Origin of the sequence: Prochlorococcus sp. MIT 0701 (assembly GCF_000760295.1) — a bacterium.
GTDB lineage: Bacteria > Cyanobacteriota > Cyanobacteriia > PCC-6307 > Cyanobiaceae > Prochlorococcus.
Genome location: NZ_JNBA01000036.1, coordinates 150,705 through 166,291 on the forward strand (window position 1 = coordinate 150,705; position 15,587 = coordinate 166,291).

15 protein-coding genes are annotated in these 15,587 nt (G+C 50.1%); 10 read left to right on the forward strand and 5 right to left on the reverse strand.

Annotation, left to right across the window (positions count from 1 at the left end; all coding sequences use genetic code 11):
* The first annotated feature begins 222 nt into the window (after positions 1-222).
* Entirely contained in the window at positions 223-1,821 is a 1,599-nt protein-coding gene (locus EV12_RS09730; protein WP_036914898.1) for a B12-binding domain-containing radical SAM protein, read from the forward strand.
* Here EV12_RS09730 and EV12_RS09735 read toward each other — a convergent pair.
* Both EV12_RS09735 and purU read right to left on the reverse strand, forming a co-directional pair.
* Positions 1,760-3,091, reverse strand: a complete 1,332-nt coding sequence (locus EV12_RS09735; RefSeq protein ID WP_052039570.1) for an O-antigen ligase family protein — start codon at positions 3,089-3,091, stop codon at positions 1,760-1,762. The two genes, EV12_RS09730 and EV12_RS09735, sit on opposite strands and share 62 nt — an antisense overlap.
* Positions 3,088-3,978: a formyltetrahydrofolate deformylase gene (gene purU / locus EV12_RS09740; protein WP_241466590.1), complete on the reverse strand. Its 891-nt coding sequence runs from the start codon at positions 3,976-3,978 to the stop codon at positions 3,088-3,090. The genes EV12_RS09735 and purU overlap by 4 nt, the downstream gene beginning before the upstream one ends.
* Positions 3,979-4,044: 66 nt before the next feature.
* On the opposite strand from purU, the gene EV12_RS09745 reads away from it, so the two are divergent.
* Entirely contained in the window at positions 4,045-5,163 is a 1,119-nt protein-coding gene (locus EV12_RS09745) for an NAD(P)/FAD-dependent oxidoreductase (protein ID WP_036914899.1), read from the forward strand.
* Between the two features lie 1,771 nt (positions 5,164-6,934).
* On the opposite strand, the gene dnaK is transcribed toward EV12_RS09745, so the two are convergent.
* A complete protein-coding gene (gene dnaK / locus EV12_RS09755; RefSeq protein ID WP_036914902.1) occupies positions 6,935-8,845 on the reverse strand; it encodes a molecular chaperone DnaK in 1,911 nt (636 codons plus the stop codon).
* Between the two features lie 130 nt (positions 8,846-8,975).
* Here dnaK and EV12_RS09760 point away from each other — a divergent pair, with 130 nt between their 5' ends.
* From EV12_RS09760 to EV12_RS09775, 4 genes are all read left to right on the forward strand, one after another.
* Positions 8,976-9,887 carry a shikimate dehydrogenase gene (locus EV12_RS09760; protein ID WP_036914964.1) on the forward strand — a complete coding sequence of 304 codons (912 nt, stop codon included), beginning with the start codon at positions 8,976-8,978 and terminating at the stop codon, positions 9,885-9,887.
* A 24-nt stretch (positions 9,888-9,911) separates the two neighbouring features.
* A complete protein-coding gene (locus EV12_RS09765; protein ID WP_036914903.1) occupies positions 9,912-10,376 on the forward strand; it encodes a Tic20 family protein in 465 nt (154 codons plus the stop codon).
* Between the two features lie 78 nt (positions 10,377-10,454).
* Positions 10,455-10,829 (forward strand): 30S ribosomal protein S6, encoded by a 375-nt coding sequence (gene rpsF / locus EV12_RS09770; RefSeq protein WP_036914904.1) that lies wholly within the window; start codon positions 10,455-10,457, stop codon positions 10,827-10,829.
* A gap of 44 nt (positions 10,830-10,873) precedes the next feature.
* Positions 10,874-11,326 (forward strand): hypothetical protein, encoded by a 453-nt coding sequence (locus EV12_RS09775; protein WP_036914905.1) that lies wholly within the window; start codon positions 10,874-10,876, stop codon positions 11,324-11,326.
* Between the two features lie 15 nt (positions 11,327-11,341).
* On the opposite strand, the gene EV12_RS09780 is transcribed toward EV12_RS09775, so the two are convergent.
* Complete coding sequence (locus EV12_RS09780; protein ID WP_036914906.1) at positions 11,342-12,547, reverse strand: argininosuccinate synthase; 1,206 nt, start codon at positions 12,545-12,547, stop codon at positions 11,342-11,344.
* Positions 12,547-12,777, reverse strand: coding sequence for a hypothetical protein (locus tag EV12_RS09785; protein WP_241466589.1), 231 nt, complete (start codon positions 12,775-12,777; stop codon positions 12,547-12,549). Before EV12_RS09785 ends, EV12_RS09780 begins: the two co-directional genes overlap by 1 nt.
* An 81-nt stretch (positions 12,778-12,858) precedes the next feature.
* Between EV12_RS09785 and EV12_RS09790 the strand changes: the two genes are divergently transcribed.
* The 4 genes from EV12_RS09790 (at position 12,859) to EV12_RS09805 (ending at position 15,558) form a co-directional block, all read left to right on the forward strand.
* Positions 12,859-13,134, forward strand: a complete 276-nt coding sequence (locus EV12_RS09790) for a DUF3134 domain-containing protein (protein ID WP_036914908.1) — start codon at positions 12,859-12,861, stop codon at positions 13,132-13,134.
* A 61-nt stretch (positions 13,135-13,195) separates the two neighbouring features.
* Entirely contained in the window at positions 13,196-14,317 is a 1,122-nt protein-coding gene (mraY, locus tag EV12_RS09795) for a phospho-N-acetylmuramoyl-pentapeptide-transferase (protein ID WP_036914910.1), read from the forward strand.
* Between the two features lie 96 nt (positions 14,318-14,413).
* A complete protein-coding gene (locus EV12_RS09800) occupies positions 14,414-15,040 on the forward strand; it encodes a ferric reductase-like transmembrane domain-containing protein (RefSeq protein ID WP_036914911.1) in 627 nt (208 codons plus the stop codon).
* 269 nt (positions 15,041-15,309) lie between these two features.
* A complete protein-coding gene (locus tag EV12_RS09805; RefSeq protein WP_036914913.1) occupies positions 15,310-15,558 on the forward strand; it encodes a hypothetical protein in 249 nt (82 codons plus the stop codon).
* Positions 15,559-15,587: the final 29 nt, after the last annotated feature.

Below are 15,587 nucleotides of genomic sequence, written 5' to 3' on the forward strand. Positions count from 1 at the left end.
TAAAGACAGCTGGCAGATCAAAACATATAATCAAACAAGCTCAGTTAACCCAATGATGAATAGCTGATTCCTGAATCATTGATTTATTGAAGTGCATCAGGGATTTCGCACCCGATGCCAATAGCCTCTTGAGGATGAACATATGCTGCCAAGGTTGCCGTCCTGAACAAGGAAACCCTCCTATTCACTCCAGCCATTCCCAACCCCGGAGCGCTGCGAGCCGTGCTGGCCTTCCCCAGCAGCTACAGCGTAGGAATTACCAGTCTGGGATATCAAGTGATCTGGGCCGCCCTCGCTAAACGTGAGGACATCGATGTAAGGCGCTTATTCACCGATCAAGGGGACATCCCCCATCGCACATGCGACCTGTTCGGACTCTCCCTGAGCTGGGAACTGGATGGTCCGGTACTACTGGATCTACTTGAGCAACAACGCATACCGCTATGGAGCCATCAACGCGGAGAAAACAACCCGATTGTTTTTGGTGGTGGACCTGTACTCACAGCTAACCCCGAACCCCTAGCGCCATTTTTCGATGTGGTGTTGTTGGGAGACGGGGAAGAACTTTTACCAGCCTTCATCGATACGCTCCAACAAGTGCAACAGTTGCCACGAACTGATCGCCTGCGAGCTCTGGCAAAGATTCCAGGTGTCTATGTACCAAGGTTCTATGAACCGATCTACGACGCTGACGACACCCTGCTGACAGTAAAGCCGATCGAATCTGGCTTACCCCCCTCAATCGCGAAGCAAACCTGGCGCGGCAACACCCTCACTCATTCCAAAGTGATCACGCCAGATGCTGCCTGGCCAAACATCCATATGGTTGAGGTGGTGCGCAGCTGCCCAGAACTTTGCCGATTCTGTCTTGCCAGCTATCTCACACTGCCCTTCCGCAGTCCATCCTTAGACGATGGACTCATCCCTGCCATTGAGAAAGGACTCACCGCCACTAAGAGACTTGGACTACTCGGCGCCTCTGTTACCCAACACCCTCAATTTGGTGAGCTACTGCAATGGTTAGACAAAGATCGCTTCAACGACATCCGCCTCAGCGTTAGCTCCGTACGGGCAGCCACAGTGAACTCAGAATTGACCAGGATCCTGAACCGCCGCGGCAGTAAATCACTCACAATTGCCATCGAAAGCGGCAGCGAGCGCATTCGCGCAATGATCAATAAAAAGCTTGCTCAAGAAGAAATTTTTGCGGCTGCCAAATATGCGTTTGAAGGCGGCCTCAGTGGCCTAAAGCTCTACGGCATGGTTGGACTACCTACCGAAGAAGACTCCGATATAGACGACACGAGCAATCTGTTACTGAACCTCAAAAAAACAACCCCAGGCTTACGCCTCACTCTGGGAGTCAGCACCTTTGTCCCTAAAGCTCATACTCCCTTTCAATGGCACGGGATCAACCGCAAAGCGGAAAAACGACTCAAACAACTAGCAAAACAACTGAAACCAAAAGGCATTGAGGTGCGACCGGAAAGCTTCGGATGGAGCACGATCCAGGCTCTTCTGTCACGCAGTGACCGTCGCCTCGCCCCGGTGATTGCATCTGTCCGGGGCTCACACAACAAACTGGGCAGCTGGAGAAAGGCCTACAGAGCAGCACGGGAAGGGGATCTCAATGCAACCACTGAACAAGCCATGCCCCTGCCCCGCCCACCCGCCTGGGAAGAAGTGGTGCATGAAACATGGGATCTATCACGAACACTTCCCTGGACCCATCTAGAAGGGCCCCTCAACCAAAAGCAACTCATCCAACATCATCATCAAGCCCTGAACGAGCATGTTGGAGTGCCTGCTGGGGAAGAATGATGCAACGCAATCCAGCCAAAAGAATCCAGCCGGCAATGTTGAGCCGACTGTCAAAGAAAGGCATATCAGTAGCGTGCATCACCACCAGGATCAAACTTGCCGTCCACCAAGCACGGTCAAAAACCGTGCTACTCAAACCACGGCTTATCAATACTCCACCAGTCAACACACCACGACGCAAGACTGTGATCAAGAGGGCTAAAACAGTTCCCACCACTAGCAGAGCCACGGGTAGCCCGTGGCTCACAGCAAGTTCAAGAGGAAGGTTATGGGCATGGCCATGCCACTGACCAGTCCGCAACGGATAGAGCACTGAAAAAGCAGCCGCCCCCCAACCCAGCCAGGGACGAGTCTCAATGAGCTGCAGCGCCACGCGCCACTGACTCATGCGAGTTGACATCAACTCACGATCCTGGATATAGCGCATGTCATTAAGACGCGCCCAAATACCCTCAGGCACAACCGTGCGTGCCCACTGCTGCAAACCTGAAGGACTGCCTGGTAATACTGCAAGGGTCACTGGCAACAGCGCTAACACCATCAACGGCAACAACCAGGGCCATCTCGCGGGCCCAAAAACGAAGGGAATCGCCAACATCAACCCTCCCCAAGCATTACGTGAATCGGTGAGAACCAATGCAGCCACAACAGCAATAGCTACCCCCAAAGCCACACTGCGTTGAAAACGACTGAGGGCAGGCTGAAGCAGAGCTGCCAAACAAAATGGCCAAACCAACGCCAACCAGGCTCCAGCAATATTTGCGTAATCAAACAGACCAGATAATCGGCCAGTAGGCTCCCCGCCTGGAGCCATGAACCAGACGATTAAGCCACCGAACAATTGCCATGGTCCCTGCCATCCCCACCAGAGCTGCCCGAGACCAGTAATCACCACAGGCAAAGTGCCAGCGACAAGCCAAAGGGCACAACGTCGTCGGGCTTCATCACTAACTAAATAAGGCTGAAAACCCCAAAAAGCCCAAAAGAAAGGCAACCAATTCCCCAGACCAACCCAAGCACGTCCACCCGAAAAGGCCTGAACGCAACCAACCACCATCAACAGTGCGGCAATCAGCAAAGGCCAATTCCAGGGATCGCGCCAAAACGGTTGCTGTCGCTGACAACTACCAAGCACCAGGGCCGTAAGCAGCAACAGGCCTGCCAACAATGCACTGGAAGGCAACAAAAAAAGCCCCAACTGGAAAACAAACCAACCAATTGAGGTCGCAGCAGCAGGGCGACATCGAGCCATCCAAGCCAACACCGTCATGCAAAAACAGCGGTCCTACCGCGATAGACCATCACCTGGCGACAAAGATGCAATCTCAAAGCCCTTGCCAAAGCGAGACGTTCTGTATCACGTCCTTTACGGATCAAATCCTCCACCTCATCACGATGATTTACATGCTCGATGGTCTGCTCAATAATCGGTCCATCATCCAGATCCTCAGTGACGTAATGGGCGGTAGCCCCAATCAGCTTCACCCCACGATCCCAGGCCCTGTGATAGGGCTGTGCCCCCTTAAAAGCCGGCAGGAAGGAATGATGAATATTAATCACGGTGGGAAAACGCTCTAGAAAAGCACCACTAAGGACCTGCATGTACTTGGCCAACACAACTAGCTCAATCCGATGCTCAGTCAACAAATCCAGCATGGTTTGCTCCGCCTCAGGCTTGCTGACAGGCGTCATAGGAACACACTCAAAACAAACACCAAACTCCCTGCATAAGGGCTCCAATTCAGAGTGGTTTGCAATCACGAGCGGCACCTGCATCGGCAACTCACCACTGCGAGTGCGCCAAAGCAGATCCAACAGACAGTGACTCTGCTTGCTGGCGAAGATCGCCACCCGAGGAATCTCATCCGAAAAATGCACTTGCGCCTGACCCCCGAGGCGACCTGCCAGGGCATTCATAGCCGGTGCTATCGCCTCTCGAGGCAATCCGAAGCCCTCAATCCCAAATTCGATCCTGCTCAGAAACAGTCCAGCCCCAACATCCGTATGGTGATCAGCATGAAGAATATTGCCTCCATTAACAGCCACCCATCCCGACAACTCACTCACCAAAGCAGGCCGATCTGGACAGATGAGCTGCAGGATCACACGAAGCTTGCAACCGTAAGAATTCCATACAGCACCAATAGGGGAACTCACGCAACCTGATTGCAAAAACTCATTCTGTCTTGACGAACGTCAGCACCAAGAACACCTCAAAGTGAGATGCATCGCTCGTCAATATCAAGAATGACTGCTTACACCGTTGCAATCATTGGCGCCGGTGCTGTTGGCGCTGGCACCGCCTGGTATTTAGCCAAGCATGGCCACCAAGTGATGCTGATTGATCCAAAACTGGGTCAACCGATTAACAGATCAGGGACCCTCCCGGGAACAACTGCTTCGCTAGGGGTACTCATGGGGCATGTTTTCAGGCGTAGCAGTGGACGAGCCTGGCGACTCCGACAACACAGCATGGCCCTCTGGCCAGAGTGGATTGCAGAACTGAGCAGTAAAGAGAATCCACTCGAGCTAAACACACCTCTGATTCAACTTGCGAGTAGCGAAACAGAAGCCACCCTGATGAAGCAACTCACAGAACAACGGCATCATCTCGGCCTTGAGCTGATCTCACCAAACTCGAATCCCTGCATGGGCCGATCATGGCCAAACACACAACATGGGGGCCTGATCTCTCATCAAGACGGTTATGTAGACCCAATCGCCCTACAAAAATGCCTACGGGCCGCCCTACAAGACGAAGGCGTACAACAGATCCAAGAGCCCGTCGTCTCGCTGGAACGAAGTTCATCTGTCGAACAAAAACAGTGGCGCCTTCAACTTGCAGGAGGAACGAATTTGAACCAAGACGCTGTCGTGATCTGTGCAGCACTTAGCAGCGAAGCCCTGCTGGAACCACTAGGCCACAGTCTTCCCATGACCCCTGTGCTTGGACAAGTACTAGATCTAGAGCTGATCTCAGATCAGCACAATTGGACAGGCTGGCCTGCCGTACTCGTGAGCCATGGCATCAACCTGATCCCTCACGGACCCAATCAGATCTGGATAGGTGCCACTCTCGAGCCAGGAGTGCAACCACTATCGAGCTACCTAAAGGCCATGAAACATCTCGAGGGAGATGCCCCGGATTGGTTAGACAGCGCGACTGTGAAAGACCAATGGCATGGATTGCGCGCTAGACCAGTCGAACGTCCAGCACCTCTTTTAGAAAAACTTGAGCCCGGACTAATCGTGGCTACAGGCCATTACAGAAATGGGGTCTTGCTCGCCCCGGCCAGCGCTGCATGGGTAAAAGAGCAACTCACTAATGAAACAAGATCTTGACTTGACTCTTGATCAATTTTCATTCATCTAAGAACAAGGGGTCCAAAGAACACGAGTTAGCTACGTAAAACAGCTCTCTATGAGCCTGTTGACGCGTACTTTAATTCTCTGAATTCCTCGAGAAGCCAGTGTCCATCTAAATTGACGAAGTGCCTAAAACGCTTTTTAAACCTACTCAATGCGTCAGAGGCACCCGCTTTATAGATGGTGAAACTACATGATGCTGAAGAATTAAAGCAAGAAATTTCAATTCAGAGTTATCTCTTTATCTCGGTGCCTGGCATAAAAGTGTAATAACAGACCAACTGGAACTACGGCCAGCAGAAAAGCGAAAATGGTTCCAAGGGTTTCCATAAATTTGGGGCAAATAGAATTTCCTATCATTCAAGATATAACACAGATCCCTGCCAGAAGACAGTGGAATCCGCATCAACAAGTCGGAAAAGTTCATTAGAAATTCATATGCAGCAGTCATTGCCAGCAAGTCCTTGCTTCGATAAATTTAGATTGAAACGTCAAGATCACTGAAAGGGAAGGGCATAAAGGCTTTGATTTACCCTAAACGTGGCCGATGAATGCCCACACATAAAAACTTATAGTTTCAATCAATGAGTCCTAAATCCACTCATCTTAAGATTGCTAATCAAAGGATTTGGGCTTCGTATTTCCGCAACTTAATGGGTATAATACATTGAAAGATTGCAGCTCTATTAACCGTATAATTCCAAGGCTAGAAATGATATTTTGGGCAGATTCTGCTCGTAGTCTTCGTAAATCAAATGATTAGGAATTCGATTAAAATTAACATTTACTAAAAACTACTGAATCTCCTTAGAAACAACAATTCCTCCTTTAATAAGTGTTCTGCTTTGATCCTTTTAAGCAAGGAGTAAAACCCTAGAAGTTTTTCAAGAAATTTAGAATGTAGCAGGATCACACAAGGGTTACTTTGCAAAAAATATAAGTGGCTAGGGGAGAATATCAATAAAGAGTTCCTCAACTCTTCAAACGCTAGTAGCAAGGCTCAAGTGCTACCGTCAAATCATTGAGATACTCCAAGCAAGCATTAAAAAGATTGATTCGATCGATCCTATCGCTAACTAATAGCGAAGTAGCAATGTATTCAGCATTGCAGAAGGTGGCTCTTCCTATCATCAGATTCATATTGATCAGAATAGGCATGTCCATCGGCTAAATTGTTGTAATAATGTGGCTCAATATTGATTGAGTTGACTACTCCAAAACAATCAAACAAAAGATCATTGGACAGCACACCACCAACCTCCACCAGAATCTTACCTCTCAAGTCAACTCATGCATGGAAAAAATCAGCCCTCAAACTTGATCATCTAATCAATATAATTCTTTCTCAAGGAGAGAAGTCATTTGACCTATTTTATAAATATTGGATCTTCAGTCTTTCCAGAGAATATTTTGTCATGCCAGCCCATGGTGATGTAGCAGCTGCCGCTAATTACCAATGCTAGTCAAGCATAAACCTAAAAGAGATGTCACTATTTTAAACAGGGGCAGGCGTCTTTAAATAAGACATACACTCATTCAAGTCAACCCTAATCAAGTTTAATCGCTGATCAATAAAATCCAAACAATCCTTCGTTTCTTGATCCATTCTTAGCCAATGAAAGGATAAAAGCATTGATGCTATATAAGCTAACCATATATCAAAAACAAGGCCAATATTAACCAAAACTTGTTGATGTCATAAAGCATGATTTGCATGCTTTATGACATCAACAAGCCAACTATCACATCACTTCGACTCAGTAAATTCTGCGTCAATCACATCATCACCACTACTGGAATCACCAGCATCAGCACCAGCCGCGCCAGCATCAGCGCCGGCTTCTGCGGCAGCAGCACCAGCCTGCTGATAAACAGAAGCCCCTAAGGTATAAAGCTCCTGCTGCAGTTCCTCCAATAGTGACTTCATCGTATCAAAGTCATCTTTCTCAATGGCAGCCTTAAGCTTGACGCGCTTATCTTCCACCTTTGCCTTTGAATCAGCATCTACCTTGTCAGCCAACTCTCCGAGCTGCTTTTCCGCCTGATAAACAAGAGTCTCAGCCTGGTTCTTAATGTCAATGCGCTCACGCTTTTCTTTATCAGCTGAGGCATTGGTCTCAGCATCCTTAACCATCTTCTCCACCTCATTTTCAGAGAGGGTTGAAGCACCAGTAATCGAAATGCTTTGCTCCTTACCGCTACCCTTATCCTTGGCATTAACACTAAGAATGCCGTTAGCATCAATATCAAAGGTCACCTCAATCTGAGGAACACCACGAGGGGCAGGAGGAATTCCATCAAGACGGAATGTTCCCAAGCTCTTATTATCAGAAGCCATCTCACGTTCACCCTGAAGAACGTGAATCTCCACATTGGTTTGACCATCAACCGCCGTGGAATACGTTTCCGACTTCTTCGTAGGAACAGTCGTATTACGCGTAATCATCTTGGTCATCACGCCACCAAGAGTCTCCACACCCAAGGAGAGAGGGGTGACGTCAAGCAGCAAGATGTCCTTAACTTCACCAGCCAATACCCCGCCCTGTATGGCAGCCCCTACTGCAACAACCTCATCAGGATTGACAGTCTGATTGGGATCTTTACCCGTAACCCTCTTCACAAGTTCCTGAACTGCAGGCATGCGGCTGGAACCGCCCACCATCACGATTTCGTCAAGTTCGCCAGAAGAGAGTTTGGCGTCCTTAAGAGCCTGCTCCACAGGTACGCGACAACGATCAATCAGCTTTGAAGCCAATTCCTCAAATTTGGCACGTGTCAGAGTTAGATCGAGATGCTTAGGCCCCTCAGAAGTAGCAGTAATAAATGGCAGGTTGATCTCACTTTGCGTAGCACTGGAAAGCTCGATCTTGGCTTTCTCTGCCGCCTCAGTTAGGCGCTGAAGAGCCTGCTTATCCTGACGCAGATCAATACCTTCATTAGCCTTAAAAGTTGCAGCAAGATGATCAACAATCACTTTATCGAAATCATCTCCGCCTAGATGAGTGTCACCAGAGGTAGATAGAACCTCAAAAACACCATCACCTACCTCAAGCACAGACACATCAAAGGTTCCACCACCCAGGTCAAACACCAGAATGCGCTCATTGCTCTTCTTGTCGAGGCCATACGCCAACGCAGCCGCGGTTGGCTCGTTAATGATGCGCAGCACCTCCAAGCCAGCTATTTTGCCGGCATCCTTGGTGGCCTGTCTTTGTGAGTCATTGAAATACGCAGGCACCGTGATCACGGCCTGGGTTACGTTCTCACCGAGATACTTACCAGCGTCCTCAGCTAACTTGCGCAACACCTGAGCACTCACTTCCTCAGGGGAAAACTGCTTATCGAGAACGGGGCATTTCAACCTCACATTAGAGCCAGACTTCTCAACCTCATAGCTCACTTCCTTCGACTCTTCGTTCACCTCATCAACGCGACGACCAACGAAGCGCTTCGCTGAATAAAAGGTGTTATCAGTGTTCATCACCGCTTGGCGCTTGGCGATCTGGCCAACCAACTGATCCTGATTTTTGGTATATGCGACCACGGAGGGAGTTGTTCTAAACCCTTCAGCGTTAGCAATCACGACGGGCTTGCCACCCTCCATTACGGCGACACAACTGTTCGTGGTTCCAAGGTCAATGCCAACAACCTTTCCCATTCGTGCCGACCTCCTAAAGATCTCTGTCTTGAACAGGTGCATCCTCGGCAGTGAGGCCACTTAGAGGCGAGGTGTGGTTCCCGAACAGCTCGCCCGGCAGGCTGGGCACAGAACCGATCAAGCAATGGGAATGATTAGCGGCACAACCTCCCTAATAGGCCTGCTCGGCCAACCAGTGCACCATTCCCTCTCACCGGTGATGCAAAACGCAGCCCTCGCTGCAATGAATCTCGACTGGTGCTACATGGCCATGCCCTGCGAAACCAACGATCTCGCCAATGTGCTCTGCGCTCTGCGTTCGATCAACTGCCTTGGACTGAACATCACCATCCCCCACAAACAAGACGTGGCCAAAGCCTGTCGAGAGCTCAGCCCATTAGCAAAACGACTTAAAGCCGTCAACACTCTGATCCCTCATGCCGACGGCGGCTGGACAGGCACCAACACAGACGTGGCCGGTTTCATTGCACCCCTTCAAGAAAGCAAGTGCGAGTGGCATGGGCGTCGTGCAGTCGTGCTCGGTTGCGGTGGTAGCGCCCGAGCAGTCGTTGCAGGTCTGCAAGATTTAAAATTGGCTCAAATCATGGTGGTTGGCCGCCGATCTGATGCGCTGAAGAGATTTCTCGATGATCTCAAGCCCAACCCAGCCAGCTCCGAATCTGATTACCAAGTGCTCTTGCAAGGAATTCTCCAAGATGACCATGCTCTGGTTGAACAGCTAACCAAAGCCGATCTGGTGGTCAACACCACACCAGTAGGCATGTCCCAAAACCGTTCGGAAACATCAACTCCTAGAGCGCCAATGCCGCTGGGAAAGAAAATTTGGCAAAACCTAAGCCCAAAGACAACTCTCTATGACCTGATTTACACACCAAAACCAACCGCCTGGCTGACCTTAGGAACTGAACATGGCTGCCATTGCATAGATGGCCTCGAAATGCTTATTCAACAAGGCGCTGCCTCTCTAAGGCTCTGGAGCGGCAACAATCAGGTGCCTGTCGAAGAGATGAGAAAAGCTGCTCTGGGCTGGCTCACGGTTTAGCGTCATAGCAGTGATCTGACCCCCATGCTGATCCCTATCTGGCAACGGTTGCTGGGAGTGCTGATTTACATGCTCCCTTGGAGCGACACCATTCCATTTGGGCGAAGTTTATTTATGCAATTTCCATTGCTTGAATTGCTTGCACTTCCAGCCCTACCCTTAATGATGCTGGAACAAGGGATCCCGTTCGGAAGCCTGCTCATATTTTTCTTGCTATTTCTTGCCGTTGTAAGGAACCCTAAAGTTCCCTATTTTCTTCGCTTCAACACACTGCAAGCACTACTAGTAGACATTGTTGTCGTGCTGCTGGGCTATGCCTTCCAAATCCTTCTACAACCTCTTAGTGGTGCTTTCATGCTGCGCACGCTAACCAGCACTGTGCTGGTGGCAATGCTTGCCATCGTGATTTTCGCGCTAATCGAATGCTTAAGAGGACGTGAACCAGACCTGCCAGGTATCAGCCAAGCCGTTCGCATGCAGCTCTACTAAAACACTGACCCCAAAGGGATAGGCTGGTCGCTCCGTCGCTCACTGCCGTGAGCCTTTAAGTCCCTGTCGGAACACCTCATGAGTCAACAACCTTATTACGAAACCATGTACATCCTCCGGCCGGACATCCCGGAAGAGGAAGTAGAAACCCATGTCACCAAGTACCGCGAGTTGGTGACTGAAGCTGGGGCAGAGGTCCTCGACAATCAAATGCGTGGCAAGCGACGCCTGGCCTATCCAATCTCAAATCACAAGGAAGGCATCTATGTGCAGCTAAGCCACAACGGCAATGGACAACAAGTGGCCGTGCTGGAAAAAGCCATGCGCATCAGTGAAGACGTGATTCGCTACCTAACTGTGAAGCAGGAAGGTCCTCTACCCGCTCCCAGAATCGTCCCCGGGAGTGAGCCTGAGCCAGTACAAGAGCAGGAAGCCGCAGCCGTAGAAGCCTGATCAACACCATTGTTGAAAAAGCTGCTTGGCGTTAGCTTTCTGCCATGCGCGCTGCCCATCAGGACCATCAGACCCCTCTTCCAATTTGGAAGAAACAGGAAACACAACAAGAAAATAAAAAAATAACCAGACGTGATGCCATCCAACAATGGAGGCAATCAACAGCCAAGTTGCTGCTAACCAAGGCTGAGATCAGATCTAACTGCAAAGAAAATCCTTATGACCAACAAGATCTACTTAAAAGTCAAATCCAAGACCTTAAGGATCAAGTCCAGGAATACGAAGCACTACTAAAAGAACTCCCTGATATTTTCGAACGAAAATTTCAACAACGACTAATCCCCCTACTAGAGCGCTATCGCCTACTAACACATACTCAAAACACTGCTATTCAAACTGAGTCAATCATGCTGGAGGAGCCTCACCCATTAAGAGTGCCTTCCCTGCTTCGCACAAGATGGCTTGGAGGCAGAGGACAATCTCCACAAGCAGACTAATCAAAAGATCACAACTTAGCCTCGCCGAGCTGCTGCCCAAAGGCGACTTGGAAGTCCCCAGATGTAGATAAATCCTTCAGCAGCCCTGTGGTCAAAGTTGTCCTCGCTGCCATAGGTAGCCATCTCAGATATATACAAGCTGTTGGTGTCAGAGCTCCGGCCAATCACCATGGCATTGCCTTTATGAAGACGAATCCGCACCAAGCCATTCACATAAATCTGAGTGCGATCCATGAATCCATCCAGAGCATCCTTCAAAGGCGAAAACCAAAGACCCTGATAGACCAGATCAGCCCATTGCATCTCCAATTGACGCTTCATGCGCAACACATCCGCAGCAAGTGTCAAACTCTCCAATTCCTGATGAGCACGAATCAATAAAAGTAACCCTGGAGTTTCATAAATCTCCCGACTCTTGATACCAACCACCCGATTCTCAATGATGTCAAGGCGACCGAAACCATGCCGTCCAGCAAGACGATTCGCCTCCTTGATCAAACCCACCGAATCAAGTCGCACCCCATCAATAGCCACGGGATTACCAGCTTCAAAACTGATCTCCATGTCCTGAGCCTGAGAGGGTGCAGCGTCAATCGAGGAGGTCATGGCAAAGACCTCCTCGGGCGGAGCCACCATCGGATCTTCAAGAGGACCCGCTTCAATACTCCGACCCAACAGATTCAGATCAATCGAATAAGGCGATTTCTTACTCACGGGGGCAGGAATCCCACAGCGTTCGCCATAGGCGATCGCCTCCTCTCTGCTCATGCTCCATTCCCGAGCGGGAGTTAGCACCTTGAGATCAGGTGCTAGTGCTGCAATGGCCAAATCAAAACGCACCTGATCGTTGCCTTTACCGGTACAGCCATGAGCCACCGCATCGGCCCCCACCTCCCTGGCAACCTCTACCAACCGACGAGCAATCAGGGGGCGCGCCAAAGCCGTAGACAGTGGATAACGGCCTTCGTAAAGAGCATTGGCACGAATCGCCGGCAAAGCAAACTCTTCAACAAAAGGCTCAATCAAATCTCCCACCAGAGACTGACTAGCACCAGCATCAAGAGCCTTAAGGCGGATGGGGTCAAGCTCATCGCCCTGACCTAAATCGGCAGCGAAGGTGATCACCTCGTCTACCCCCCATTCATGCTTGAGGTATGGGATGCAAACGCTGGTGTCAACACCACCGGAATAAGCAAGCACCACCTTCTTCGCACGCCCCATCAACTGGACTCCGAATCACAATTCAAAGATTCTCCCTTCCCGTTGACCAAAGACCCGGAATCAGCCGTAAGAAATCCCACCCGCATGACCCAAATACCGAGGCCAACCGCAGGAGCAAAGAGCAAAAACGCCACCAGGAGGGGCCGAATCAAAAAAGGCTCAGGATGTAACAGACCCCAAAACCGCAAGCCAAGGCTGAGTAGTAGCGCTAAGCCCCAGGCAAGAGCCATCAAAATCAGCTTGGAAGAAAAAAACACCTGAGTAAAGGAAGTCAATGAACTATGTTGTCGGATTGGTCTGTCTCTTCACAAATGAGCGCCCTCAATAAGATTGACCTGAGCGCACTCGACGGCATCAATCCTGCTCTTACGCGCTATAGAAGAACAGAACCTGCCCCAGTTTTGCCACTACGCGAAGAGCCAGATCTGTTGAGTTGGCTCGAAGCAAGTGGAAGGCTAGTCGCCGATGAAGAATCCACCTCACCAGAGGTCAGCACAGTAGAGGAAGAGGAGCTTTCGGCCTTGATGGGAGAAAAAGAAGATTACAAAGCCGACGACGAGCAAACAGAAGAAAACTGGGAAGAATAGCCATTTTCTCAAACCGAAGAAGCCTGCTCACTTCATTACGCACCGCCAATCAAGCCCTGACGTGAGCAATTCTCCGAAGCCCTTGGCTGATACGGATACCCAAAGGTGGTGGACTAAAGGGGCAACGTCCGCAAGCTTGCTGGGGATCGTTATCTTTGCTGCAAGCTTCACATCGGACCGCTTAATAGCCAACAGTCTGCTCAGCTTGCCGTTGATGCTTTCAACACTGATTTCAGTGCTGATCGCAAGCTGGGGCATCCCAAAGTTAAGGGCCCTAAAAATGGGGCAAGTGATTCGAGAAGACGGACCACAGACTCATCAGCGCAAATCTGGCACACCAACCATGGGTGGGCTGCTAGTCGTGCCAGTGGGGCTCATCATCGGGAGTTTCGTCAGTGTGAATGGCGAAAGCAGTGAGCAGCTGCTAGCTCTGGCAGGCATCACCCTGGCTTACATGGTGATCGGTGGCTTCGACGACTGGCGCAGTCTCACGCGCGGAACCAACACTGGTCTTACCCCTCGGGGAAAACTTCTACTTCAAGCCGCAGCCGGTCTGATCTTTCTCGCTTGGGCGGGCTGGCAACACTGGATCGACTCCAGCATCGCCCTGCCCCTTGGCATGTCCATCGAGATGGGATTAATGATCTGGCCACTAGCACTGTTTGTGTTCCTAGCGGAAAGCAACGCCACCAATCTCACCGACGGACTCGATGGGCTAGCCAGTGGCTGCGGGGCGCTTGTCTTCACTGGACTAGCCGTACAACTGATGCTCAGAGGCAATGATGGCAATCCTGTAATGGCTGGCTTCTGCATGGCAATGGCAGGCGCCTGGCTCGGTTTCCTGATGCACAACCGCAACCCAGCCCAAGTGTTCATGGGCGACACAGGCTCACTAGCAATGGGGGCCGCCTTGAGTGGAGTCGCAATCCTCTCCAACAGCCTCTGGCCGCTATTGATCATGGGTGGTGTGTTCTTGGCTGAATCCCTTTCTGTGATTATTCAGGTATGGGTGTTCAAAGCCACCAAAGGACCTGACGGAGTTGGACGACGCGTGTTCCGCATGGCCCCGCTTCACCACCACTATGAAATCGGAGGTGCCGACGAGCAAATGGTGGTACGAAGATTTTGGTTGATCACTGGAGGCTTAGTGCTGCTGGGTCTGCTATTACGCCCCACTACATAAGTGCTGCCATGAGTTACTTCTATAAGAAATAAAGATGCACTTTTAAACTCACTTCTTGCCAGCAACTCGTATCAGTTCCAGAATATCAATACCGAAATGAAGGTCATGAAACTACAGGGCTGGAGTATCACTGCTTGGGTCGCTGGCATTATCCTTCTGATGCTTGCCATCTTTTTCGTTTTGAGCGGATGGAGTGCCGAAACGATCACGGCAGGCATTGATTACACCGGTAGAAGCTCTCTATTTCTCTTCTCCATTGCCTTTACCGCTTCGAGTGTCTATTCCCTCTGGAAAACACCTTTAACGACCTGGACTCTTCACAACAGACGCTACATCGGACTGAGCTTTGCAGCCTCACACTTCATTCACCTCATCCTGATTGTGTTGATCTCTTTAAACTTCCCAGAGCCTTTTCTCGAAGATCAGCCGATGGGAAAGTGGATTTTCGGTGGCATTGGTTATGTGTTTATTTTCCTGATGGCCTTGACTTCCACTGATCGAGCCCAGCAATGGATGGGTATGAAAAATTGGAAGAGACTTCATTTGATTGGCAGCCACTGGCTTTGGACCGTCTTTCTGCTCACCTACGTTGGACACACGCGTGAGGATCCAAAGTTCTACATCCCTTTCCTTGTTTACACATTGGCCTTGCTTCCTTTGAGGCTTATCAAGCACACACCCCCGAAGGCAGCACCTCACGGAGCAGCATCCTTAACTCACTAAAATCCAAGTCTTATCAAGCAAAGTGCGCGTTTTGCTGGCGCAAACAAAGCCAATGGGGCCAAAAGCCAGCGATTCTCAATTATGCCGTACTTATTGAGAACAGCCTCTCTCAGTCTGTACGGTTTCTCCGCAGATAATGGTTGCCCTGCTAACACAGCAAAACTGCCAACGAGAAAAATCCATACCAACCCAATACCAAATGTGGTCTACCGAACCTCAAAGCTTCAAACACCCAGTCGTCATCACCATCAATCTGGTGTATTAAGAAAATGAGTTACTTCACCTGGAAAGAGGCTGGTCTCACAAGCGACTGCGCAAGCCTTGAAGCCATGGCTTCCCGTTTTGAAGAGGCTGCAAGTTTGATGCGCCGCATGGCCCGAGAAGGCTTTCGGCTGGAACAGAACATGCAAAAACAACGCATCACTCATCCTGATCCCGGTGTATTCGAAGCCTGGGGGTTCATCAGCGAAGAACCAGCCTTTCGACAGCTCACGCTGATCCCTGATCTCAAAGTGTAAAGGCATCTCAAATACCGCTTTTAAGGCAA